The sequence below is a fragment of the Micrococcus sp. MS-ASIII-49 genome, assembly GCF_000946635.1.
GTDB lineage: Bacteria > Actinomycetota > Actinomycetes > Actinomycetales > Micrococcaceae > Micrococcus > Micrococcus luteus.
In genome coordinates this window covers 23,875-48,197 of record NZ_JXSP01000114.1, presented here as the reverse complement: position 1 = coordinate 48,197, position 24,323 = coordinate 23,875, and the positions used below count along the sequence as shown (strand labels likewise).

Genomic DNA, 24,323 nt, shown 5'->3' with positions numbered 1-24,323 from the left:
CCACCCGATACCGCCCCCGAGGCGTGTCGGGGGCCCCGGGCTCGGCTCCCTAGAGTGGGGTGCATGGCCCACGCATCCGAGACCCCGCTCGCCTACCGCGCCCCCGCCCCGCAGCCGGACGACGACGGCGGCCCGCGCCGGGACGCCCGCGAGGAGAAGTCGGGACGTCGGCGGCGCCTCGAGTACCCGCCCGCGCCGGAGCCGCTGCCGGTGCCCGTCGTGGACAACCACACGCACCTCGACTTCCGCGACGGCCTGGTCCGCGTGGACGTCCACCAGGCGATGGACGCGGCGGAGGCCGTGGGCGTGGTCGGCGCGGTCCAGGTGGGCTGCGACGTCACCTCGGCCCGGTTCACGATCATGGCGATCGAGGCCGAGCCCCGCCTGCTCGGCGCCGTGGCGCTGCACCCCAACGACGCGGCCCGCCTGGCCGAGCGCGGCGAGTTCGAGGAGGCGTTCGCGCAGATCGCGGAGCTCGCCCGCCACCCCCGCGTGCGCGCCGTCGGCGAGACGGGCCTCGACTACTTCCGGACGCAGGACGAGGCCGGCCACGCGGCGCAGCAGGAGTCCTTCCGCCGGCACATCCGACTCGCCCGCGAACTCGGCACGGCCCTGCAGATCCACGACCGGGACGCCCACGACGACGTCGTCCGAATCCTGCTCGAGGAGGCGGCCGACGGCGGGCTGCCCCCGCACGTGGTGTTCCACTGCTTCTCGGGCGGCCCCGATCTGGCCCGCACGTGCACCGAGCACGGCTGGCACATGTCCTTCGCCGGCCCTGTCACCTTCAAGGCCAACGACGAGCTGCGCGAGGCGCTGCGGACCGCCCCGGCCGAGCTGCTGCTCGTGGAGACGGACGCGCCCTTCCTCACGCCGCATCCGCACCGGGGCCGCCCCAACGCGCCCTACCTGGTCCCGCTGACGCTGCGGGGCATGGCGGCGACGCGCGGCGACGACGTGGACGCCCTCGCCCGCGCGGTGAGCGAGAACACCGCCCGGGTGTACGGCTCGTTCTGAGCCGATCCAGACCCGGCCCCTAGGATGGACGACGTGCTGACCCGACTCCTCAAAGCCCGGCTGCCCGAGGGAACGCAGTACCTGGTGGACCGCCCCATGCGGATCCGCCTCGTGTTCGTGGTCCTCGGGTCCGTCCTCGTGGCCGGCCTCGAGATGGTGGCGCTCGCCTCGATCCTCCCGCTGGTCAGCCTGCTGACCTCGGGGGAGCTGGGCTCCCCGGCGCTCGAAGGGCTGCTGGCCCGGTTCGGGGCCGTGACGGTGCCGGAGCAGACGGTGGCCTTCGCCGTCGTGATCGTGCTGGCCTTCCTGCTCAAGGCGATCCTGGTGCTCGCGTTCCGCTGGTGGACCATGGGGTTCACCAACCAGAACCTGATCCGCACGTCCGCCACGCTGCTGCGCTACTACCTGCGGGCCGACTACGGCCTGCACCTGACGCGCACGGTGGGCACCCTGGTCAACAACGTCACCGGCACCTCCAGCATGGCGTACACGGGCGTGGTGAACGCGTCTGTCACGTTCCTCACGGAGGCCGTGACGCTCGTCGCGGTGGCGGTCGTGGTGGGCGTCTCCATGCCGCTGACGGGGCTCGGGATGGCCCTGTACTTCCTCGCCGTCGCCTGGGTGATCAAGACCGTGATCCGCCGCCCGGCCTCCCGCCTGGGCTGGACCCTGGTGACCGCGGGGGAGCGGGCCAACACGGCGGCGCTGCAGGGCCTGGAGAACTACAAGGACGTGAAGATCCGCGGCAACGACTCGGCCTTCATGGAGGAGTACCGCGCTGCCCGCATGGAGAGCGCCGAAGCCACGCGGCTCAAGATGATCCTCACGATGATGCCGCGCTACGTGCTCGAGGTCGCCTTCGTGGCCGCCATCGCGGCGCTCGTGGCCGTGGCCTTCATCCAGGGCCGCGGCGGGGAGGCGTTCGGCTCGCTCGCCCTGCTCGCGATGGCCGGCTTCCGCGTGCTGCCGTCCATGGCCGCGCTCATGGCCACCACCAACGAGATCCGCACGTCCTGGCCGGCCTTCGAGCGCACGACGGCGGAGCTCGCCGCCGCGCAGCCGGTCCTGCACGCGGCGGACCGGCCCTACGAGCGCGTCACGTTCGAGGAGTCCATCGAGGTGCGGGACGCGTCCTTCACCTACCCCGGCAAGACCGAGCCGGTCCTGCGCGACATCGACCTGCGCATCCCCTTCGGGTCCTCGTACGCCTTCGTGGGCGGCAGCGGTGCCGGCAAGACCACCCTGGTGGACCTGGTCATCGGCTTCCACCACGCCCAGCGCGGTGGGGTCCACGTGGACGGGGTGGAGCTCGAGGCCAACCCGCGGGGGTGGTGGGACAACGTGGCGTTCGTCCCGCAGTCCGTCACCGTGGTCAACGGGACGGTGCTGCACAACGTGCTCCTGGACGTCGAGGCCGCCCAGACGGCGGACCGGGCCGAGGTGGAGCGCGTGCTGCGCGAAGCCCAGCTGGGCCAGTGGCTGGACGAGCTCCCCGACGGCCTGGACACCGTGATCGGCGAAGGGGCCGTGGGCGTCTCCGGCGGCCAGCGCCAGCGCCTGGGCATCGCGCGCGCGCTCTTCCGGCGCCCCCGCCTCCTCGTGCTCGACGAGGCGACGTCGGCCCTCGACAACCTCACGGAACGCCGGGTCACCGAGGTGATCGAGTCGCTGCGCGGCCGGATCACGGTCATCGTGGTCGCCCACCGTCTCTCCACGGTCAAGCGCTGCGATCAGATCGTGCTGATGGACCAGGGGCGGATCATCGGCCAGGGCACGTTCGCCGGGCTGCAGGAGACGAGCCCCGAGTTCCGCGAGCTCGTCCGGCTCGGTGACCTCTCCACCTGAGCGGACCCCGCGCCGCTGCGTCCCGGCTACCCCGTCCGGCGCCCCGATAGACTCGCGGGCATGGTCCAGCCCTCCCCGCACCCCGCCCCCGCCCCGCTGCTGAGCGCCGCGGACGTGCGGCGCATCGCCGCCGAGCTGGACCTGCGTCCCACCAAGCAGTGGGGCCAGAACTTCGTGATCGACCCGAACACGATCCGGCGCATCGTGCAGGCCGCGGACGTGACCGCGGACGAGCACGTGCTCGAGATCGGCCCCGGTCTGGGCTCGCTCACCCTCGGCCTGCTGGACGCGGCCGCCGCCGTCACCGCCGTCGAGATCGACCCGGTCACCGCCGCCCGCCTGCCGCGCACCGCCGCCGAGTTCCGCCCCGGGGCCGAGGACGCCCTCGCCGTGCTGCACGCGGACGCCATGACGCTGAGCGAGCAGGCCCTGGCTGAGGTCCGGCCCGCCGCCGCCGGCGGCCCCACCGCGCTCGTGGCGAACCTGCCCTACAACGTGGCCGTGCCCGTGCTGCTGCACGCGCTCGCGGTCCTGCCGGGGCTGCGGCACGGCCTGGTCATGGTGCAGGAGGAGGTCGCGGACCGTCTCGCGGCCGGGCCCGGCTCCAAGGTCTACGGCGTGCCGTCCGCCAAGGCGGCGTGGTACGCGGACGTGCGCAAGGCGGGCACCATCGGCACCCAGGTGTTCTGGCCGGCTCCGCGCATCCACTCCGGGCTGGTCGCCTTCACCCGGCGCGAGCCGCCGGCGGGCGGCGCTTCCCGCCGGGAGGTCTTCGCCGTGGTGGACGCCGCCTTCGCCCAGCGCCGCAAGACCCTGCGCGCCGCGCTCGCCTCCTGGGCGGGGTCGCCGCAGGCGGCGGAGGATGCCCTGGTGGCCGCCGGCGTGGACCCGCGCGCCCGCGGCGAGGCCCTGGACATCGCGGCCTTCGCGCGGATCGCCGAGCACGGCCCGCGGCGTGCGGCGGAGGAGGTGAGCGCATGACGACGGAGGACCTCGGCCTCGACCCCACGGCCCGGCACGTCACGGTCAGCGCCCCCGGCAAGGTGAACCTGTCCCTGCGGGTGGGACCCCCCGGCGCGGACGGCTACCACCCCGTGGCCACCGTGTACCTGGCCGTCAGCCTGCGGGAGACCGTCACGGCGATCGCGCGCACGGACGGGAGGATCACCGTCGGCCCGTCGGCCCGCCACATCAGTCTGGTGGACACCCAGGACGTGCCCTGGGACGAGCGCAACCTCGCGCACCGCGCCGCCGCGCACCTGCGGCGCACCCTCGGGCTCGATCCTGACACCCACGGCGTCCACCTCGAGGTCGCCAAGCAGGTCCCGGTCGCGGGCGGCATGGGCGGCGGCTCCGCCGACGCGGCCGCCGCGCTGCTCGCGTGCAGCGCCCTGTGGGAGACCGGGCACACCCGCGCCGAGCTCGCCGAGCTGGCCGCCCCGCTGGGCGCGGACGTGCCCTTCAGCGTGCTGGGCGGCGCCGCCGTCGGGCTCGGAACGGGGGCGGAGCTGACCCCCGTCGCGGCCCGCACCCCGGTGCACCTCGTCCTCGTCCCGGCGGACGCCGGGCTGTCCACCCCCGTGGTGTTCCAGACCCTGGACGAGCTGCGCCGGGAGGGCCACCTGTCCGACGGGCCGACGCGCCCGGAGGTGAACGAGGCCGTCCTGCGGGCCCTCACCGCGGCCGATCCGCTCGAACTCGCCACCGCCATGGACAACGACCTGCAGACCCCGGCCGTCGTCCTGTTCCCCGAGCTCTCGGACGTCCTCGACCTCGGTATGGACGAAGGCGCGCTGCGCGGCATGGTCTCCGGCTCCGGCCCCACCCTGCTCTTCGTGGCGCAGGACGAAGACTCCGCGCTGCGGCTGGCCTCGGCCATCGAGGAGCGCACGGGCGTGCGCGCCCTCCCCGTCCACGGCCCCGTGCCCGGCGCCCACGTGCTCTGACACCCGGCGGCGCACCCCGCCGCACCCGACCACCCCTCCTCCGTCCGGAAAGGACCCCCTCCTCCATGGCCCACCTGCTCGGCGCCGAGAACATCGGCATCGCCTTCGGCACTCGCACCGTCCTCGAGGGCCTCTCCCTCGGCGTGGATGAGGGGGACCGGATCGGACTCGTGGGCCGCAACGGCGACGGCAAGTCCACGCTCATGCGCATCCTCGCTGGCCTCCAGGAACCCGACACGGGCCGCGTCACCCGCCGCGGCGGCGTCCGCGTGGGCGTGCTGGACCAGCAGGACCGGCTCGACCCGGAGCACACCGTGCGTCAGGCCGTGGTCGGGGACGTGGAGGACCACGTGTGGGCCTCGGACCCCAAGGTCCGGGACGTCCTGGGCGGTCTCCTCGACGGCTTCGACCTCGAGCAGTCCGTGCGGGGCCTCTCCGGCGGCCAGCGCCGTCGCGTGGCCCTGGCCCGTCTGCTCGCCGGGGACGACGACGTCCTCTTCCTCGACGAGCCCACCAACCACCTGGACGTGGAGGGCGTCGCGTGGCTCGCCCGCCACCTGAAGCAGCGCTGGCGCCCCACCGACGGCGGCCTCGTGGTGGTCACCCACGACCGGTGGTTCCTCGACGAGGTCTGCACGCGCACGTGGGAGGTGCACGACGCCACGGTGGACCCGTTCGACGGCGGCTACGCCGCGTGGATGCTCGCGCGTGCGGAGCGCTCGCGGCAGGCGGCGGTGACGGAGCAGAAGCGTCAGCAGCTCGTGAAGAAGGAGCTCGCCTGGCTGCGCCGTGGCGCCCCGGCGCGCACGTCCAAGCCGAAGTTCCGCATCGAGGCGGCCAACGCCATCATCGAGGACGTCCCCGCCCCGCGCGACTCGGTGTCCCTGGCGAAGATGGCCACGGCCCGGCTCGGCAAGGACGTCCTCGACCTCGAGCACGTGAGCCTGACGCTGGGGGAGAAGCCGATCCTCGACGACGTCACCCTGCGCCTGGCGCCCGGCGAGCGGCTCGGCGTGGTCGGCGTCAACGGTGCGGGCAAGTCGACCCTGCTGCGCCTGCTCGACGGCCGCATCGCCCCGGACTCGGGGCGGGTGAAGCGCGGCAAGACGGTGGTCTCGGCCACCCTCACCCAGGACGTGAAGGAGCTCGACGACGTCGCCCACCTGCGCGTCGCCGAAGTCATGGCCCGCGAGGGCTCGTCCTTCCAGGTCGGTGACCGCGAGATGTCCTCCGGCCAGCTGCTCGAGATGCTCGGCTTCGGCACCTCCCGGCAGTGGACTCAGGTCTCCGAGCTCTCGGGCGGCGAGCGCCGGCGCCTGCAGCTGCTGCGCCTGCTCGTGGGCGAGCCCAACGTCCTCATGCTCGACGAGCCGACCAACGACCTGGACACGGACACCCTGGCCGCCGTCGAGGACGTGCTCGACGGGTGGCCGGGGACCCTGGTGGTGGTCTCCCACGACCGTTACCTGCTCGAGCGCGTCACCGACCACCAGGTCGCCCTGCTCGGGGACGGCAAGGTCCGCGGCCTGCCCGGCGGGGTGGACCAGTACCTCGAGCTGCGCGCCGCGATGGACGACGCCGGCGGCCCGGCCCGCGGAGCCGGCGCGGCCCGAGGCCGCAACGACGTCGTCGGGACGTGCGCGGGCATGGGAGGGCCGGAGGAGGACACCGGGCCCACCGAGGCGGAGCGACGGCTGGCCCGCAAGGAGATGGCCCGGCTCGAGAAGCAGATGACCCGGCTCCGGGACCGCAGGTCCGGCCTCGAGGCGCGGATGGCCGAGCTGGGGCAGGCGCAGGACTTCGACGCCCTCACCGCGGCCTCCGCCGACCTGAAGGAGCTCGACGCGCAGCTGGACGTCCTGGAGGAGGAGTGGCTGCAGGCCGCTGAACTCGCCGAAGGAGACTGACCGGCGGGCGCGCACAGGAGGGTGCGGCGGCCATCACAGCCATTCACAATTTCCGCCCTATAATCGGGGGCCGGGGCACAGCACCATGCCCGACCCCACATGACGTGGACCATCCCCTGCGTCAGGACGGAGGAGCAGAGCGTGATCGCGAGTCCCGGTGATGAGTCGACCACGCACCGCATGGGCTCGACCGCCCACGGTCGTGTCCTGGGTCGGCCCTGGGAGCAGGGACTTCCGCTGCTCGTCCTGGTCGTGGACGTGGTCGCGGTCCTGCTCGCCACCTTCGTGTCGGCCCAGCTCCGCTTCGGCGGATCGCGGCGCATCACCCTCCCCGGCACCGAAGCCATCGACTACAGCGTCATCAGCCTCGCGCTGAGCGCGGCCTGGGTGCTCGCGCTGACCATCCAAGGCTCCCGGGACATCCGGATCCTGGGGGTGGGCAGCGAGGAGTACAAGCGGGTCCTGCAGGGCACCCTCTACCTCTTCGGCACCGTCGCGATCCTCGCCTATGCGGCAGGTCTCGAAGTGGCGCGCGGCTACGTGGGCCTGGCCCTGCCGCTGGGCGTGCTCCTGCTCCTGCTGGGCCGGTTCCTCGTGCGCGGGTGGGTGGCGCGGCAGCGACACCGCGGCAGGTTCCGGCGGCGGCTCCTGCTCGTCGGCGGCCCGAAGGCGGTCCGGCACATCTTCCAGACCCTCGACTCCGAGGCCGGCGCCGGATACGCCCCCGTGGCGGCGGCCCTCCCCGGATACAAGACCCGGCAGGAGGACTACCTCCCGATACCGGTCTCCACGGACCTGGACACCGTGGAGGACGTGGTCGCCCTCGTGGAGGTCCGCGACGTCGACGCCGTGGTGATCACCTCGGGCCACTCGTTCGTCCCCGGGGACGTCCGCCGACTGGGCTGGGAGCTGCAGGAGCGAGGCGTCTCCCTGATCATGGCGCCCGCCCTCGTGGACGTCGCCGGACCCCGTCTCCACACGCAGCCCCTCGCGGGTCTGCCGCTCATCCACCTCTCCACCCCGCGCCTCTCCGAGGGCAAGGCGTTCGTCAAGCGGACGTTCGACGTCGTCGCGTCGGGTCTGGGCCTGATCGCCATCTCGCCGCTGCTGATCGCCGTCGCGATCGCGGTCAAGGCCACGGACGGCGGGCCGGTGCTGTTCCGGCAGGAGCGCATCGGTCTCGGCGGCAGGCCGTTCACCATGCTCAAGTTCCGTTCCATGGTGGTGGACGCCGAGGAGATCCGGCAGCGGCTCGTCTCGGACGGCGGGGATGCGGACGTCCTGTTCAAGATGAAGGACGACCCGCGCATCACCCGGGTCGGCAAGCTCATCCGCCGCACCAGCATCGACGAGCTGCCCCAGCTCGTGAACGTGCTGCGGGGAGACATGTCCCTCGTGGGCCCGCGACCCCACCTGCCGCACGAGGTCGAGGCCTACGAGCAGTACGTGCACCGCCGCTTCCTGGTGCAGCCCGGCATCACGGGCCTGTGGCAGGTCTCCGGCCGGTCCGACCTCCCGTGGGAGGAGGCGGTCCGCCTGGACCTCTACTACGTGGAGAACTGGTCCATCCTGGGCGACCTTGTGATCCTGGGGCGGACCGTCAAGGCCGTGATCGCCGCCGACGGCGCCTATTGACCCCGGATCCGCGCGACCTGTGTGGAAGAATGGGCCGTCGTCGCCGCCCCCTGGGGTCCGGCGCTCCGCCCTGGTGTAATGGCAGCACGCCGGCCTTTGGAGCCGTGCGGTCTAGGTTCGAATCCTAGGGGCGGAACCCCCGTCCTCTGACCCCCACCGGTGCAGGAGCCCCCATGTCCCAGCCGTCCGCCCGTCCCTCCGCCGTGATCGTTCTGGCCGCGGGTCAGGGCACCCGCATGAAGTCGACGACGCCGAAGATCATGCATGCGATCGGGGGGCGCTCCCTCGTGGGCCACGCGCTCGCGGCGGCCTGGTCGCTCGCGCCGGAGCACCTCGTGGCCGTGGTCCGGCACGAGCGGGCCCGCGTGGCCGAGCACATCGAGACGGTGGCGGCCCAGCTGGGCATCGACGCGCTGGCGATCGCCGACCAGGACGACGTGCCGGGCACCGGCCGCGCCGTCGAGCTGGGCCTGGCCGCCCTGCCCGCGGACCTCGAGGGCACCGTCGTGGTGACCTACGGCGACGTCCCCCTGCTGACCCCGGAGACCCTCGCCCGCCTCGTCGCGGACCACGAGGCGGACGGCAACGCCGTCACCGTGCTCACCGCCACCCTCGAGGACGCCACGGGCTACGGCCGCATCGTCCGCGACGCCGAGGGCCTCGTGGAGCGGATCATGGAGCACAAGGACGCCCTCGCCCACGCCGAGTCCACGGGGGACGACTCCTTCGTGGCGATCCGCGAGGTCAACTCCGGCATCTACGCCTTCGACGCTGCCCTGCTGCGCCGCACCCTGCCGGAGATCTCCACGGACAACGTGCAGGGCGAGAAGTACCTCACGGACGTGCTCGGCATGGCCCGCGCCGAGGGCGGCCGCGTCGCCTCGGTGGGCACGGACGACGTGTGGGAGGTCGAGGGCGCCAATGACCGCCTTCAGCTCTCCGACCTGGGCCGCCAGCTCAACGACCGCGTGCTGCGCGGCTGGATGAAGGAGGGTGTCACGGTCGTCGACCCGTCCTCCACGTGGGTGGACGTCACCGTCTCCCTCGCCTCGGACGTCACGCTCAAGCCCGGCACCCAGCTGCATGGGGCGACGTCGGTGGCCACGGGCGCCGTCGTCGGCCCGGACTCCACCCTCACGGACACGCAGGTGGGGGAGGGCGCCGTGGTGAAGCGCACCGACGCCACGGAGGCCGTGATCGGCGCGGGCGCGACCGTCGGCCCGTTCACCTACCTGCGCCCGGGCACGGTGCTGGGGGAGGACGGCAAGATCGGCGCGTTCTACGAGACCAAGAACGTGACCGTGGGCCGCGGCGCCAAGCTCTCCCACCTGGGCTACGCCGGGGACGCCGAGATCGGCGAGTACACCAACATCGGCTGCGGCAACATCACCGCCAACTACGACGGCGTCGCCAAGCACCGCACCGTGATCGGGGCCCACGTGCGCACCGGCTCGAACACGGTGTTCACGGCCCCGGTGACCGTGGGCGACGGCGCCTACACCGGCGCGGGCGCCGTGGTCCGCGAGGACGTGCCCGCCGGGGCCCTGGCGCTGAACGCCGTGAGCCAGCGCACCCTCGAGGGCTGGGTGCCGGCCAAGCGCCCGGGCACCTCCTCGGCCGAGGCCGCGCGGGCCGCCGGCGCGGAGGGCTCCGGCGCTCAGGGCTGACCCCGCGCGCCCGACAAGAGGTCGGCGTGTCACAACCGTACCGATTCCGGTACGGTTGTGACACCAGAGATGAGGTGGTGATCCCGTGACGTATCGTGACGATCTGTGGGACGTGGCTGCGGGGAACCACGGGGTCATCACCACTACGGAAGCGGAGGAGGCGGGCGTGCCCGCCGTCGAGGTCCGCAAGCTCGCCCAGCGCGGCGTTCTGCGGAGGCTGGCCCACGGGGTGTACCTCCATCGCCAGGTTCCCCGCGACCGGTTCACGGACGCGGCGGAGGCCGTGGCCACGGGCGGTGAAGATGCATTCCTGGACTGGGACGCAGTGCTGTCACTGTACGACCTCGCCCTGGTCGATCCCTCCGTCGTACGGGTGGGCGTGACGAGGCGGTACCGCGGCTCGCCGCGCGCGCATGTACGAGTGACACGACGCCGTCCCCCGCCGGGCGACGAGGACCTCACCTTTCACGGCGGCGTGCGAGGCCTCACGATCAACCAAGCCCTTCGTGAGGCACTCGACCGCATCCCTCTCGAGCGCGTCGCCGCTGCGATCGAGGAGGCCCGCGCGCGCGGGCTGCTCACGGTGGGCGAGGCGAGGAGCTTGAAGAAGGACCTGGAGGCGCGGCAGAACGGTGGACATCGTGGCGGTCGATGACGTGGTCGTGGGCCTGGGCGATCTGGGAGCTCGAGGTGCGCCCAGGAGCGAAGGCCAACTCAACCGTCGACTGGAGGCGATCGCTGACGCGATGGGCGTTCCGGTGGACCGGGCGCGCCGGTTGCTGGGAGCAGTGATCGTGGCGCAGATGTTGCCGGAAGGCGTCGTAGTCAAGGGTGGAAATGGCGTTCGACTCCGACATGGAGCCACCGGGACGCGGGCGACCCGGGATCTCGATCTACTGGCTCGCGATCCCCAGCAGGCGCTGAAGGACTTGACCGGGTTCGTCGACCGGGGATGGGGGGCCGCGCCCGGGAGCAAGAGGGAACTCAAGGCCGACCCGGCTGCGACCCGGGTGGCCTTCTTCGGCACGGTGCATGAGGACGATCCTGCGGAGCCTCTCGGAGTGCCCGATCCCTACGTCCTGTCACGAGCGAAGGTGACCCTGCATTTTCTCTCCGCGAGGACAAGTTGGGTGTCGGTCCCGATCGAGATCGGGCGCGACGAATTCGAGGGCAGCACGCTGGCGCAGCCAGTCGAGGTCGTGGCACCCCAGGTCGCGGAGGCGGTCACCGCGTTGGGATGTGGAACACCGCGGTCTGTGGCCGTGATGGCTGTCGAGCAGCAGCTCGCACAGAAGATCCATGCCGTCACGGATCCACATCAGACGCGAGGCCACGATCTCGTGGACATCCAGTTGCTCTGGCATGGGGCGGAGGCCGAGGGTGGTGTCGACATCCCGTTGCTCGCAGATCTCGTCAGCCGTACTTTCATGTTTCGGTCACCCGGCCGGACTGCGGCAGGACACACACCGCATGAGTGGCCGCCTCCGGTCGCTCACGTCCGGACTCTCGAGCAGGGGTACCTGGATGCGCTGGAGGAGACACGAGTGGGTGCGGAGGGACAGGCCAGGCTCCTGCAGCCGCGCGTGTCCGACGCGGCGGATTGGCTGGAGTCGTTGATCACAAGGATCGCGCGGGCCGCCGGCGCCGAGGGCTCCGGCGCTCAGGGCTGACCCCGCGCGCCCTAGGATGGGTGCGAGGACCGGGCCGCCCCGGGCGGCCGACACCGACGCCGGACGCCGTCGGTCCTGAAACGCGAGACCACGAAGGATGTTGAGGACGTCATGACGGAGCTGAGCCGCAGCGAGGACAAGCGACTGGTGCTGGCCACGGGCCGTGCCCACCCCGAGCTCGCGCAGGAGATCGCCGAGGAGCTGGGCACCGAGCTGCTCCCCATGAGCGCCTACGACTTCGCCAACGGCGAGATCTACGTGCGCTCGGGCGAGTCGGTGCGCGGCAAGGACGTGTTCATCATCCAGTCGCACCCGGCGCCGCTGAACAACCACCTCATGGAGCAGCTGATCATGGTGGACTCCATGAAGCGCGCCTCCGCCCGCCGCATCACGGTGGTCTCGCCGTTCTACCCGTACGCCCGCCAGGACAAGAAGGGCCGCGGCCGCGAGCCGATCTCGGCCCGCCTCGTGGCGGACCTGTACAAGACCGCCGGCGCCTCCCGCGTGATGAGCGTGGACCTGCACACCGCCCAGATCCAGGGCTTCTTCGACGGCCCGGTGGACCACCTGTTCGCCATCCCGCTGCTGGCGGACCACATCCGCTCCAGCGTGGAGGGCGAGGAGGTCACGGTGGTCTCCCCGGACACCGGTCGCGTGCGCGTGGCGGAGCAGTGGGCGGACCGCCTGGGCGGCGTGCCGCTGGGCTTCGTGCACAAGAGCCGGGACCTCACCGTTCCGAACAAGGCCGAGTCCAAGACCGTGGTCGGGGACGTCGAGGGCCGCGTCTGCGTGCTGATCGACGACATGATCGACACCGGCGGCACCATCGCCGGCGCCGTGCAGATCCTCAAGGACGCCGGCGCCAAGGACGTCATCATCGCCGCCACGCACGCGGTGTTCTCGGACCCGGCCGCCCAGCGTCTCGGCGAGTGCGGCGCCCGTGAGGTCGTGGTGACCAACACCCTGCCCATCCCGGAGGAGAAGCGCTTCGAGACCCTCACCGTGCTCTCGATCGCCCCGCTGATCGCCCGCGCGATCCGCGAGGTCTTCGAGGACGGCTCGGTCACCAGCCTCTTCGACGGCGTCGCCTGACCATGGCCGAGCGCGTCGAGCCGGCCCACGGGGAAGACGGCGGCGCGGTGGCCGCGCCGCAGCCTCATCGTCCGCGCCTGCCGTTCTGGGCCTCCCTGCTGCTGAACGTGGTGGTGGCCCTCGCGGTCGTCGCCGTGGTGCAGGCCCTGTGGGTGAAGGTGTACTCGGTGCCGTCCGGCTCGATGGAGAACACCCTCGAGGTGGGGGATCGCATGCTGGTCAACCGCACCGCCTATCCGGACGGGGCGGCCGACGCCCAGGACGTGGTGGTCTTCACGGCGAACGAGGACTGGGCTCATCCCATGCCGCCGGAGGGGGCCGTGGAGAACGCCGTCCGCACGTTCGGCGACCTCACCGGCATCGGCCGCTCGCACGAGCAGGCGCTGGTCAAGCGCGTGGTCGGCACCGCGGGGCAGACCGTGGAGTGCTGCACCGCCGAGGGCGCCGTGACCGTGGACGGGGAGCCCCTGGATGAGCCGTACATCCACAACGACCTGCCGTTCATCCGGGACGAGCTGGACTGCGAGTCCGAGGTGATCTCCGCGCGCTGCTTCGGCCCGGTCACCGTGCCGGAGGACTCGATGCTCGTGCTCGGCGACCACCGCTCGAACTCGGCCGACTCCGTGATCGCGTGCCGCGGCATCCCCGCCGACCAGGCCGGGGACTGCGCGCGCTTCGTCACCCGCGAGGACATCGTGGGCGAGGTCTTCGTGACCGTCTGGCCGCCCACGCACTGGGGCGGGCACTGATCTCCTGAGGGGGCGGGGCGTCCTGGGCGCCGGCCGCCTCCGGGCCGTGCCGGCTCAGCCGGTCGTGGCCAGCTGCGCGGTGACCAGGGCGTCCATCGCCTCCCGCACCCGGGCCTCGGCGTCCTCGGGCACGGGCCCTTCGGCGCGGAGGCGGGCCACCACGTCGGCGGCCGTCCGCGGCTCGTCCAGCAGGAGCCAGACGGACGGGCCCAGACCTTCGAGCACGACCAGGCGGTCCGAGGCGAGCAGGACCAGGCGGCCGCTGTCGGTCAGGATGCCGTCGTCGACGGTGCAGCGGGACACCGCGCCCGGGGCCGCCGCACCGACCGAGGCCCGCAGCTCTTCCTCGGTGAGCGCCTCCCAGGCGGGGGTGACGGGCGTGGGCGGGGCCGCCAGGAGGCCGTCGACGACATCCCGCAGGTCCTCCGCTTCGGCGTAGACCAGGCGTTGGGCGCCGCCGACCGTGTCGAGGACGCGGCAGAGCGTCACGAGACCGCGGGGGAGCAGGGAGAGGGAGGAGGTCTGGGGGACGAGCGCCTCGAGCGCGGCCACGAGTTCTATGGCCTCCGCCCGCGGCGTCACCGGGCCTGCCGGATCCCGCACGCGGTCCAGCACGGCGATCCGGGCCAGCCGGGCGTCGGGGAGGGTCGGACCTAGACCCAGGTCGTCCGGGCCCCGCTGGGTCTTCGGGCGCACCCCCCGTGACCCCAGCAGGGACAGCGGCTTGGGGTAGGGCGTGACGGTCAGGCCGTCCGGTGCGATGATCGCCGTCTCGTCGGTGAGGTAGGCGAAATGGGGTCCCAGCCGGCGCGTGGCCGTCGTCTTGCCCGTCCCGGACGCCGCCACCAGGACCATCGCCGCCCCGGTGTCCGGTGCGGCGAGGCACGCGGCATGGAACAGCAGGTGGGTGCCGCGGGCGGACTCGATCGCCCGTGAGGTCGCCAGGAACACCAGGTCCTCGTGCCACTGGAGCCACGGAGACGCGGTGTGGGCGCCGCGGTGCGCATCGGTGTGGGTGGGCGGCTGCACGACCTCCACACCGCACCGGTCCCAGGACGCGATGACCTCCGCGCGCTCGTCTCCTGTGAGGCCGCTCACCGTCACGGCATCGAGACCGGTGCCGATGCGCAACGCGGTGGTCTCGCTCATGGCTTCGTCCTCCCCCTGGGCGCCGGGCATGGCTCACCCTTTCCATCCCGTGGCTGTCCGGTCAGTGTACTGAGCGCCGTGCGGGCGGCCATGGCGTCGCCCCACCGGCTGGCACGGGTCTTCGCCAGAGCCTCCCTATACTCGACACAGGTTCTCGGGCGCTGAGTGCGCCGTCCATCCGAGCTGAGGGAGGAGCCCGCGTGGCAGCCCAGTCGCCCACGGCGGCGGTGACCGTGGTGATCCCGCACTACGGCGATCCGGCCCCCACCCTCGCCCTCGTCGACCGCCTGCTGACCGATCCCGGAGACGCGCTGGCCGCCGTCGTGGTCTCGGACGACGCCTCGCCCACCCCGTACCCCGAGGCGCACGATCCGCGTCTGACCGTGGTGCGCCGCGAGCGCAACGGCGGCTTCGGGGCGAATGTGAACACCGGCCTGGCCGCGGTCACCACCGAGCTGGCCCTGGTCCTCAACTCGGACGCCGAGATCACGGGGGCGCAGATCGACGCGCTGGTGGCCGCTGCCGCTCCGTATCAGCCGGCCGTGGTCAGCCCGCAGGTCGTCAACGAGGACGGCACGCCGCAGTGGTCCGGGCGGCACTTCCCGACGGTCCTGCACCAGACCGTCGAGTGGCTGACTCCGCTGGCCCGCTTCCGTCACCTGGACGTGCTTCACGAGGCCGTGGGGCACGACGTCGCGGCGGCCCGGTCCGCCTCGCCCGTGGCGGTCGACTGGGTGATGGGCGCCGTGCTGCTCCTGCCGATGGCGCAGGTCCGCGCCGTCGGCGGGTTCGACGAGGAGTACTTCATGAATTCCGAGGAGGTCGACCTGCAGCGCCGCCTGCGCGAGCGCGGCGTCCCGTCGATCGTGGTCCCGGCCGTCCGTGTGCCGCACGGGCTGCACGGCTCCTCGGATCCGCTGCGCCGACGCGGCTGGCTGGTGGACTCCCGGTACCGCTACGCCCGGAAGTTCGGTCACCCCCGGGTCCTCAAGGCCGCGCTCACCGCGGCGACGGGGGCGAACTTCGCCGTGAACGCGCTCCGGCAGGCCCGGGGTGTGGACGTGGACGCCCGCGCCGTGCTCCGGGACGAGCACGCGCTGGTCTGGAAGGGGCAGCGCCGATGAGCGCCACCGGCTACACCGTGCCGGCCCCGCCCGACGCGCGGGGCGGCCGCTCACCGGAACGGCTGTTCCTCGTCTCGCCGGCGTTCCACGGCTATCACCGCTCCATCGCAGCGGCGTGGGCGGCCCAGGGTTTCGACGTCACGGTGCACTGCTACGACGCCTACGCCACGCTCGGGATGAAGCTGCGGAACAAGGGGCTGCTCGAGCTGCCGCAGAAGGCGGGCGTGGACCGCACGGCCGCGCGGGTCGCCTGGGACACGGGGCGTGCCGTGGCCGCGCTGCGCGAGGCCCGGCCGGACCGTGTGCTCGTCATCAAGGGCGACTCGCTGGGTGAGGACTTCTGGTCCGAGATCCTCGATGCGGGCCTGCCCCGCATGCTCTGGCTGTACGACGACCTCGCGCGGCACGACTACTCGATGGAGTTCCTGCGCTCCGTCGGGCCGGTGCTCAGCTACGCCCGTACCGAGGCCGAGCTGCTGGCCGGCGAGGGCGTGGACGCCCATTACATGCCCAACGGCTTCGACCCGGCGATGGCGCTGCCCCAGGTGCCGCGGCGCGACGAACTGGTCTTCGTGGGCTCGCGCTACCCGAATCGCGTGGAACTGCTCTCGCGCCTGGCCGCGGCCGGGGTGCCGGTGCGCGCCTACGGGCGTCAGTGGAGCCACCACCCGGTGGACCGCCTGCGCACGTGGGAGCTGACCCGGCCGGACCTGCCGGCCGAACGGGACATCCCCCTCGAGGAGGCGTACGCCGTGCAGGCGGCCGCCGCGGGCGCCATCAACATCCACGGCCTGCAGGCCGGCCACGCGATGCGGACCTTCGAGGTGCCCGGCATGGGCGGTCTCCAGCTGGTCGATCGGGCCGACGTGGCCGAGTTCTACGTCCCGGACGAGGAGGTGCTCGTCTTCGAGGACGCGGACCACCTCATCGAGCTGGGCCGCCGGATCGTCGCGGACCCCGCCTGGGGGGCGCTCATCCGCGAGGCCGGCCGCCGCCGGTCGCACGCGGAGCACACGTTCGCGCACCGGGCGGCCATGGCCCAGGGGTGGTGGGCATGACCGACGCGCCCCTCTTCTGGCGCTCCGAGGACCTGCCGCGCTGGCACGCCTGGCAGCGCGCCCAGTGGCCGCTGACCCGGCGGGTCGCGGACACCGCGCGCTCGGCTGTGCGCGGCGTGGCCGGCGCCGTGACGCGCCGCCGGTCCGCCGGCGACGGCGTCCCGCGCCTGCTCCTGCCGGCGGGGGACGTGCATACGCTCGTCGCCCTCGAGTCCTTCGGCCCCACACAGCTGGCCGCGCTGGCCTCGCCCGTGGCCGCCCTGGCCACAGCACGGCCGGAGGCCGCCGCCGGGGTCGGCTGGGTGCTGCCCCCCGGTGACGCACCCGCCCTGCCCGGGGCCGCGGGCCACCGGGAGCACGCCGCCACCGCCGACGTCGTGACGGATCGCCTGTCCGGGCTCCGCCGCGTCCTGGTGGCGGGGGAGTACCTGCCCTCGGGCCGCGCCGCCGTGCGCTGGGCCCGGCAGCGGGGGGCGCGGATCGGCGTCGTCCAGCACGGGCTGCTGGCCGTGTCCACGCCGCCCGTCCCGCAGGACGCCACCCTGTACGCCTTCACGAGCACGGACGCGGACTGGTGGACCCAGGGCCGCGCCGATGTGGAGGCCGTCCCGGTGGGCTCGGCGCTGCTGGAGCAGGCCCGCCGGACCGCGCCCGCGCTCTCGGGTGCCGGGGACGACGGCCCCGGGGTGTTCCTCGGTCAGCTGCACGGCGCCGAGCTGCCCCGCCGGGACTTCGCCGCGGCCGCCGAACAGTACGTGCGGGCCACCGGCGCCGCCTACCGCCCCCACCCGGCCGAGCGGGACCGCCTCTCCCGCGGCCAGCACGCGGCCTGGCGCAGGTCCGGTGTGCGGATCGACGACGCCGGGGCGCCCCTCGTCGCCACGCGCGGGCCCGTGGCCGCCGTCTTCTCCACCGGGATCCTCGAGGCCGCGCAGGCCGGCAGACCCGCGTGGGCCGTCCACCCGGACCCGCCCGCCTGGCTCGAGGGGTTCTGGCGGCGCTACGGCATGACCCGGTGGCGGCCCGGCCGCACCCCGGAGCCCACCCCGCCCCTGGCCTCGCCGACCGCGGACCCCGCGGCCGCGATCGCCGAGCACGTCTGGAAGGAGTCCGCGTGAGCATCCTGTGCGTCATCCCCGTGCGCGGCGGGTCCCGGGGGCTGCCCGGCAAGAACATCCGCCTCCTGGGCGGCCACCCGCTCGTCGCCTGGACCATCCAGGCCGCCCTCGAGGCGGAGGAGGACCTGCACGTGGTGGTCTCCACGGACTCGGCCGAGATCGCCGAGGTCGCCCTCCGCTACGGCGCGGACGTGCCGGGCCTGCGTCCGGCCCACCTGGCCCAGGACTCGACCCCCACCGAGCCCGTGATCGAGCACGTGCTCGCGGCCGAGCGCGCGGCCGGCGTCGAACCCGAGGGCGTGATGCTGCTCCAGGCCACCAGCCCGCTGCGCCTGCCCGGCACCCTGGACCGCGCCGTGCGGCAGTTCCGACAGACGGGGGTGGACTCGCTGGTCGGCGTCGTCCCGGTGTCCCCGTTCCTGTGGCGCCATCCCGAGGATCCCGACGGGGACCCGATCCCGGACTTCGACGTCACGGCGCGCAAGCGCCGGCAGGACATGACGCGCGCCGACCTGCGGTTCCGCGAGAACGGGTCCCTCTACGTGACGCGCCCCTGGGTCTATGACCGGCTGCACAACCGGCTCGGCGGCCGGATCGGCATGCTGGAGCTCGACGACCTCGAGGGCGTGGACATCGACACCGAGCTGGACTTCGCCCTGGCCGAGCAGCAGATGGACCAGTACCTGGCGGTCCAGAAGGTGCTCCAGCACCGCCCCGACCTCGGTGCCCCGTACACCGCCGAGACCCCCACCACCGGCCCGAACCGCACCCCCGGAGGCACGCAGTGATCATCGAACGCAGGCTCACCCCCTATCTCGTCTTCCCCGAGGACTCGCTCCTGGCCGCCCTGCAGAAGATGACCGACAACCGCGAGCGCACCGTGTTCGTGGTGGACTCCCACGGCTTCCTCGTCGGCTCCCTGACGGACGGGGACGTGCGCCGCTGGCTCGTGGCGCATCCGGAGGCGTCGCTGGACGTGGCCGCGGCCGACGTCGCCCATCGCGACCCGGCGACGGCGTCCCTGGGCGCCTCCCCGGCCGAGATGCGCGAGGCCCTGCCCGCCGGGGCGCTGCACCTGCCGCTGCTGGACGAGCGCGGCCGCCTGACGGCCCTGGCGATCAACCGGGAAGCGGAGCTGCGGATCGGCGGGCACCGGATCGGGGAGGGCCACCCGGCGTTCCTGATCGCGGAGATCGGCAACAACCACCAGGGCGACGTGGACCTGGCCCGCCGTCTCGTGGACCTGGCCGTCGAGGCGGGCGCGGACGCCGTGAAGTTCCAGCTGCGGGACATGGACGCCCTGTACCGGCAGTCCGGTGCGGCCACCGCCGGCGAGGACCTGGGGGCCCAGCGCACCCTGGACGAGCTGGCCAAGTTCTCGCTCTCCGCCGAGGACATGGTGCGGGTGTTCGACCACGTCCGGGACGCCGGCGTCGCCCTGATGTGCACCCCGTGGGACGCCCCGTCCATGCGGGTGCTGCGGGAGTACCCGGTGGACGGCGTGAAGATCGCCTCGGCGGACCTGACGAACCACGGTCTGCTGCGGGACGCGGCCGCCTCCGGCCTGCCGATGGTGCTCTCCACCGGCATGTCCCGGGAGGAGGAGATCCGCGAGTCGGTGGACCTCGTGCGCTCCTCCGGCGTCCCCTTCGCGATGCTGCACGCCCAGTCCACGTACCCCGCCCCCTACAAGGACGTGAACCTGGCCTACCTGGACCGGCTCGCGGAGATCGCCCAGACGCCGGTGGGCTACTCGGGCCACGAGCGCGGCTTCCACGTGGCCCTGGCCGCGGTGGCCCGGGGCGCCGCGATCATCGAGAAGCACTTCACCGTGGACCGGGGGCTCGAGGGCAACGACCACAAGGTCTCCCTCCTGCCGGAGGAGTTCGCGCAGATGGTGCGGCAGACCCGGGACATCGAGGAGTCGATCGGCGTCGGGACCGAGCGCGTGGTCTCCACCGGTGAGGCGATGAACCGCATCAACCTGGCCAAGTCCCTGGTGGCGGCCCGTCCGCTGCGGGCCGGCGCCACGATCACCGCCGACGACGTGACCGTGAAGTCCCCGGGCCGCGGCCTGCAGCCCAACGAGCTGCCGCGCCTGGTCGGCCGCACGCTGCACCGCGAGATGGCCGAGGGCGACTTCTTCTTCGCCGGTGACCTCACGGACACGGTGCCCACCGGGCGCCAGTTCCAGTTCCGGCGCCCCTGGGGCCTGCCGGTGCGCTACCACGACGTCGAGGCGCTGACGAAGGACTGCACCCCGGACTTCCTGGAGTTCCACTTCTCCTACAAGGACCTCGAGATCGACATCGACTCGGTGTTCCGCGAGCCCATGCCGATGGGCTTCACCACGCACCTGCCGGACATCTTCTCCGGTGACTTCCTCGTGGATCTGGCCAGCGACGACGACGCCGTGTGGGAGCGCTCGATCGCCGAGGTGCAGCGCACGATCGACATCACCCGGGACCTGAAGCGCTGGTTCCCGCACGAGGAGGAGCCCATCATGGTCATCACCATGGGCGGGTTCACCCTGGACCGGCACATCCGCCCGGAGGAGCGGCTGCCGAAGTACGAGCGCATCGCCGAGGCCGTGCAGCGCCTGGACACCTCCGGCATCCGGATCGCCGCGCAGACGCTGCCGCCGTTCCCGTGGCTGATGGGCGGTCAGCAGTACCACAACCTCTTCATGGACCCGGACGACACCGTGGCGTTCGTGGAGGCCACGGGGGTGCCGCTGTGCCTGGACATCTCCCACTCCAAGCTCTCGGCCACGTTCCTGGGGATCCCCTTCCCGGAGATGGTGGAGAAGCTGGCCCCGCACACCATCCACCTGCACCTGGTGGACGCCACCGGTGTGGACGGGGAGGGGCCGCAGATCGGCGAGGGCGACGTCGACTGGCCCGTGCTGTGCGAGCAGCTGGACCGCCTGGCCCCCGGGGTGAGCTTCATCCCGGAGATCTGGCAGGGCCACATCAACAACGGCGAGGGCTTCTGGACGGCCCTGGACCGCCTGGAGCAGTGGCTGTGATCCCCGAGGCCGCGAGGACCACTCCGGCCCCGCTGACGCTTTGGGTGGTGCCCGTCGCCGACCTCGGCGGCGTGGCCCGGCACGTCCTCGACGTCGCGCGCGTGGGCCTGCCCGGCCTGCGTCTGGCGGTGCTCTGCCCCGAGGGGCCGCTCGCCGAGCGCCTGCGCGAGCAGGGCGCGGCGGTGTTCACCGGGGACGTCGGGCCCGACGCCGGCCTGGCCGCCTCGGTGCGGACGCTCCGGACGGCGGTGCGCACCCTGCGCCCGGCCGCGGTCCACACGCACCTGGCCTACGCCGACCTCGCGGCCTTCACGGCGCTGGGCACGGGGCGGGCCCTGCGGCGGGCCGGTGCGCCGGCGCTGCTCAGCACCGAGCACGGGATCGCCCCGGACGACCAGCTGTACAACCGCGCCGCCGCGGCCCGGGTGAAGAACGCCGCGCACCGCGCCCGGCTGCGCGGCACGGACCTCGTGATCGCCGTGGCGCAGTCCACCGCGGACGTGCTCCGCCGCAAATGGGGCGCGGGGGCGCCCCTCACCGTGGTGCGCAACGGCGTGGACGGGCCCGCGGTGCGCGCCGCGGCCGCGGGGCAGCGGCGCGCACCGGGGGAGGGGTTGCGGATCCTCTCCCTGTCCCGGCTGGCCCCCGAGAAGAACCTCGACCGGCTGATCGCCGCACTGCCCGCCCTGCTGGAGCGCGACCCCGGGGCGCGGTTGACGCTGGCCGGCGCTGGCCCCCTGGAGGGGGAGCTGCGCGCCCAGGCCGAGGCACTCGGTGTCGCGGAGGCGGTCGACCTGCCCGGCTTCGTGGAGCCGTGGGGCACCATGGCCGAGCACGACGTGCTGGTGCAGCTCTCGGCGTGGGAGAACCTCAGCTACACCCTGCTCGACGCCGCGGCCGCCGGCCTGCCCGCCGTCGCCACGGACGTGGGCGGCAACGGGGAGATCCTGCCGCCCGAGCGCCTCGTCCACGAGACCGCGCCGGCGGCCATCGCCGACGCCGTCGTGCGCGCCGCCGCCGAGGGACCGGGCGAGGTGCGCGTGGGCGACGTGGAGACCATGGCTCGGGCCACCGCCGAGGCGACCCTCGAGGTGCTCGGGCGCCGGGCGGGGAAGGTGGGTACCCGATGACCGCGGCGAGCCCGAACGAGCCGGGGGCGGCCTCGGTGGTTCCGGCCGAGAAGCGAGTGCCGGGGCCCAGGTTCCGGGAGCTGGACGGGCTTCGGGGGATCGCGGCGCTGGCCGTGGTGTTCTCGCACTTCGGCGGTACGCACAATTTCCACTACCGCGACGATCCCCCCGCTTTTCATGACTTCGTCTGGGGTGGCACGGGGGTCCAGCTGTTCTTCATGATCAGCGGTTTCGTGATCCTCATGACCGCGCGCCGGGCCTCGCGTCCCAGCGATTTCGTCATCTCCCGAGCCGCGCGGCTGTACCCGCCGTACTGGCTCTCGCTTGCGTTCGCCGTGGTGATCCTCGCCCTCGTGCAGGTGCCGGGGTACTCGCTGAGTCCGGGGCAGATCCTCGTCAACCTCACGATGGTCCAACGATGGTTGCTGGTCGACGATGTGGTCGACGTCTACTGGACCCTGGCGGTCGAGATGCAGTTCTACGCACTTGTCTTGACCCTCCTCATCCTCAGCCGGTGTCGCCTGTCGGACCGTCTCGTCCTGTGGGCATGCCTGGGTTGGTCTGTGTTGTCCTGGACGGTGGTGGCTGTGACGTCACAGGCCGCGGCGCCACGCCCAGCGGGGGACCCCACGTGGGTCAAACTCGTCAACAACATCACTGTTGCCGAGTATGCGCCCATGTTCGTCCTGGGCATGGTGGTGTTCCTGGCACGGGAGACGGGTCGCCACCGACGAGCGGTGGCCGCAGCCTATGCATCGGCTGTCGTGAGCCCCTTCGTCTTGCGCGACATGACCCTTGGTCTCTGGGTGCTGGCAGCAGCGACCCTGTTCACTGCTGTGGCCCTCCGACGAAGGACGTGGCTCCTCACAACGCCGCCCTTCCAGTTCTACGGCCGGATCAGCTACTCCCTGTACATCATCCACGTCATTCCCGGTTATCTGGTCATCCATGCTCTATGGCCGTACGTAGGCCGGAACATGGCCATGCTCGTGGCCTTGGCCGTGGTCTCCGTGCTCGCCTGGGCCCTGCAGAAGTACGGCGAGGAGCACCTCGGCCGTGCGGCCAAGCGGGGGCTGACTCGCGTCCGCACCGTCGTGGACGCGCGCACCGGTCATCCCCGTTCCCTGGAGCCGGCCCGATGACCGGACGTATCTGGATCCTGGCGAACCAGGGTGAGGTGGGCGGCGGCGAGGTGATGCTGCACCACCTCGCCACGGCGCTGCGCGAGCTCGGGCGGGACGTGGGCGTCGTGGCCCCGGCCCACCCGGCCGAGACCGCCGATCGTCTGGCCGCGGACGGTTTCGACGTGGTCCGCGTGGGCGGGCCCGGACGCCTGGGGTACCTGCGCGCTCTCCGGGCCTGGGACCGTGGCCGAGGCAAGGACGACGTCGCGTGGTGCAACGGGCTGCTGCCGGCCGCGGCGCTGGCCGGTCGGCCGCGCCGGATCGTGCACCTGCACCAGGTGCCCGAGAAGCCGGTTCTGCGCGTGTTCTCCGCCCTGGCGCGTCCCGGTGCGCTCGCGGTTCTCGTGCCCTCCCGGTTCGCGGCGGACCGCATCCGCGGGGCCCGCGTGCTCCACAACTGGGTTCCGGCCCCGACGGCGCCACAGACACGGCGGGCCCGCGGTGCCGATGAGCCGGTGACCGTAGGCTTCCTTGGCCGCCTGTCCGAGGACAAGGGCATCCTCACCCTGCTGGAGGCCGCCGCGCTGCTGCGGAGGACCGACCCGCGCGCCTTCGTGTTCCGGGTCGCGGGGGAGAGTCGATTCGTGGCGGAGGACGAGGCCGAGCGGCTCGCCACCGCCCTGAAGGCAGCCGGTGAGGACGTCCAGGTGCTCGGCTGGCAGGACACGGGCAAGTTCCTGGCCTCCGTGGACGTGCTGGCCGTGCCGTCGCAGTGGGCCGAGGTCTTCGGCCTGGTGACGGCCGAGGCGATGGCCGCGGGCGTTCCGGTGGTGGCCTCCGATGCCGGGGCCGTTCCCGAGGTGGTCGGCAGCGCTCACCCCTTCGTTTTTCCGCAGCGAGACGCGGCCGCGCTCGCGGACTGCCTGCGGGCCGTGCGCGCGGTCGATCTGGGCACGGTGGCCCACTCCCAGCGGCACCGCTGGGCGTCGCTGTTCTCACCCGAGGCCGGACGCGCCGCCGTCGCCGAGCTCCTGGATGACCTGTCCCTATGAACCCCGCGGAGG

Annotated in this window: 20 protein-coding genes and 1 tRNA gene; 20 read left to right on the top strand and 1 reads right to left on the bottom strand. The window is 72.9% G+C overall.

The window, feature by feature from the left end; genetic code table 11:
- Positions 1-63: 63 nt before the first annotated feature.
- The 12 genes from SJ20_RS08465 (at position 64) to lepB (ending at position 13,528) form a co-directional block, all read left to right on the top strand.
- A complete protein-coding gene (locus tag SJ20_RS08465) occupies positions 64-1,017 on the top strand; it encodes a TatD family hydrolase (protein WP_044659590.1) in 954 nt (317 codons plus the stop codon).
- Between the two features lie 33 nt (positions 1,018-1,050).
- Positions 1,051-2,862 carry an ABC transporter ATP-binding protein gene (locus SJ20_RS08460; RefSeq protein ID WP_044659589.1) on the top strand — a complete coding sequence of 604 codons (1,812 nt, stop codon included), beginning with the start codon at positions 1,051-1,053 and terminating at the stop codon, positions 2,860-2,862.
- A 60-nt stretch (positions 2,863-2,922) separates the two neighbouring features.
- On the top strand, positions 2,923-3,843 hold the full coding sequence (gene rsmA, locus SJ20_RS08455) for a 16S rRNA (adenine(1518)-N(6)/adenine(1519)-N(6))-dimethyltransferase RsmA (RefSeq protein WP_044659588.1): 921 nt from the start codon (positions 2,923-2,925) through the stop codon (positions 3,841-3,843).
- Entirely contained in the window at positions 3,840-4,808 is a 969-nt protein-coding gene (locus SJ20_RS08450) for a 4-(cytidine 5'-diphospho)-2-C-methyl-D-erythritol kinase (RefSeq protein WP_044659587.1), read from the top strand. The genes rsmA and SJ20_RS08450 overlap by 4 nt, the downstream gene beginning before the upstream one ends.
- Positions 4,809-4,873: 65 nt before the next feature.
- Positions 4,874-6,715: an ABC-F family ATP-binding cassette domain-containing protein gene (locus tag SJ20_RS08445; RefSeq protein ID WP_044659586.1), complete on the top strand. Its 1,842-nt coding sequence runs from the start codon at positions 4,874-4,876 to the stop codon at positions 6,713-6,715.
- A 141-nt stretch (positions 6,716-6,856) separates the two neighbouring features.
- Positions 6,857-8,350 carry a sugar transferase gene (locus SJ20_RS08440; RefSeq protein ID WP_044659585.1) on the top strand — a complete coding sequence of 498 codons (1,494 nt, stop codon included), beginning with the start codon at positions 6,857-6,859 and terminating at the stop codon, positions 8,348-8,350.
- Between the two features lie 64 nt (positions 8,351-8,414).
- Positions 8,415-8,486: transfer RNA gene (locus SJ20_RS08435), tRNA-Gln, on the top strand.
- A 37-nt stretch (positions 8,487-8,523) separates the two neighbouring features.
- A complete protein-coding gene (glmU, locus tag SJ20_RS08430; protein ID WP_044659584.1) occupies positions 8,524-10,017 on the top strand; it encodes a bifunctional UDP-N-acetylglucosamine diphosphorylase/glucosamine-1-phosphate N-acetyltransferase GlmU in 1,494 nt (497 codons plus the stop codon).
- An 85-nt stretch (positions 10,018-10,102) separates the two neighbouring features.
- Positions 10,103-10,672 (top strand): type IV toxin-antitoxin system AbiEi family antitoxin domain-containing protein, encoded by a 570-nt coding sequence (locus SJ20_RS08425; protein WP_020627445.1) that lies wholly within the window; start codon positions 10,103-10,105, stop codon positions 10,670-10,672.
- Positions 10,650-11,687, top strand: coding sequence for a nucleotidyl transferase AbiEii/AbiGii toxin family protein (locus SJ20_RS08420; protein ID WP_020627446.1), 1,038 nt, complete (start codon positions 10,650-10,652; stop codon positions 11,685-11,687). The genes SJ20_RS08425 and SJ20_RS08420 overlap by 23 nt, the downstream gene beginning before the upstream one ends.
- 111 nt (positions 11,688-11,798) lie before the next feature.
- A complete protein-coding gene (locus tag SJ20_RS08415; RefSeq protein ID WP_020627447.1) occupies positions 11,799-12,779 on the top strand; it encodes a ribose-phosphate diphosphokinase in 981 nt (326 codons plus the stop codon).
- A gap of 2 nt (positions 12,780-12,781) precedes the next feature.
- Positions 12,782-13,528, top strand: coding sequence for a signal peptidase I (lepB, locus tag SJ20_RS08410; protein WP_044659583.1), 747 nt, complete (start codon positions 12,782-12,784; stop codon positions 13,526-13,528).
- Positions 13,529-13,582: 54 nt separating this feature from the next.
- Here lepB and SJ20_RS08405 read toward each other — a convergent pair whose 3' ends face one another.
- Positions 13,583-14,677 (bottom strand): PqqD family protein, encoded by a 1,095-nt coding sequence (locus SJ20_RS08405; RefSeq protein WP_131661479.1) that lies wholly within the window; start codon positions 14,675-14,677, stop codon positions 13,583-13,585.
- 200 nt (positions 14,678-14,877) lie between these two features.
- Here SJ20_RS08405 and SJ20_RS08400 point away from each other — a divergent pair, with 200 nt between their 5' ends.
- The 8 genes from SJ20_RS08400 to SJ20_RS08365 are packed head-to-tail and all read left to right on the top strand — an operon-like array spanning position 14,878 to position 24,311.
- Complete coding sequence (locus SJ20_RS08400; protein ID WP_044659581.1) at positions 14,878-15,801, top strand: glycosyltransferase family 2 protein; 924 nt, start codon at positions 14,878-14,880, stop codon at positions 15,799-15,801.
- On the top strand, positions 15,798-16,859 hold the full coding sequence (locus SJ20_RS08395) for a glycosyltransferase (protein WP_052833451.1): 1,062 nt from the start codon (positions 15,798-15,800) through the stop codon (positions 16,857-16,859). Before SJ20_RS08400 ends, SJ20_RS08395 begins: the two co-directional genes overlap by 4 nt.
- Complete coding sequence (locus SJ20_RS08390; RefSeq protein ID WP_052833450.1) at positions 16,856-17,977, top strand: hypothetical protein; 1,122 nt, start codon at positions 16,856-16,858, stop codon at positions 17,975-17,977. Before SJ20_RS08395 ends, SJ20_RS08390 begins: the two co-directional genes overlap by 4 nt.
- Positions 17,974-18,765: a cytidylyltransferase domain-containing protein gene (locus tag SJ20_RS08385; RefSeq protein ID WP_044659580.1), complete on the top strand. Its 792-nt coding sequence runs from the start codon at positions 17,974-17,976 to the stop codon at positions 18,763-18,765. Before SJ20_RS08390 ends, SJ20_RS08385 begins: the two co-directional genes overlap by 4 nt.
- Positions 18,762-21,005 (top strand): N-acetylneuraminate synthase family protein, encoded by a 2,244-nt coding sequence (locus tag SJ20_RS08380; RefSeq protein ID WP_044659579.1) that lies wholly within the window; start codon positions 18,762-18,764, stop codon positions 21,003-21,005. Before SJ20_RS08385 ends, SJ20_RS08380 begins: the two co-directional genes overlap by 4 nt.
- Positions 20,996-22,135 (top strand): glycosyltransferase, encoded by a 1,140-nt coding sequence (locus SJ20_RS08375; protein WP_235281281.1) that lies wholly within the window; start codon positions 20,996-20,998, stop codon positions 22,133-22,135. Before SJ20_RS08380 ends, SJ20_RS08375 begins: the two co-directional genes overlap by 10 nt.
- Entirely contained in the window at positions 22,132-23,277 is a 1,146-nt protein-coding gene (locus SJ20_RS08370) for an acyltransferase (protein ID WP_052833449.1), read from the top strand. Before SJ20_RS08375 ends, SJ20_RS08370 begins: the two co-directional genes overlap by 4 nt.
- Positions 23,274-24,311 carry a glycosyltransferase gene (locus tag SJ20_RS08365; RefSeq protein ID WP_044659577.1) on the top strand — a complete coding sequence of 346 codons (1,038 nt, stop codon included), beginning with the start codon at positions 23,274-23,276 and terminating at the stop codon, positions 24,309-24,311. The genes SJ20_RS08370 and SJ20_RS08365 overlap by 4 nt, the downstream gene beginning before the upstream one ends.
- Positions 24,312-24,323: the final 12 nt, after the last annotated feature.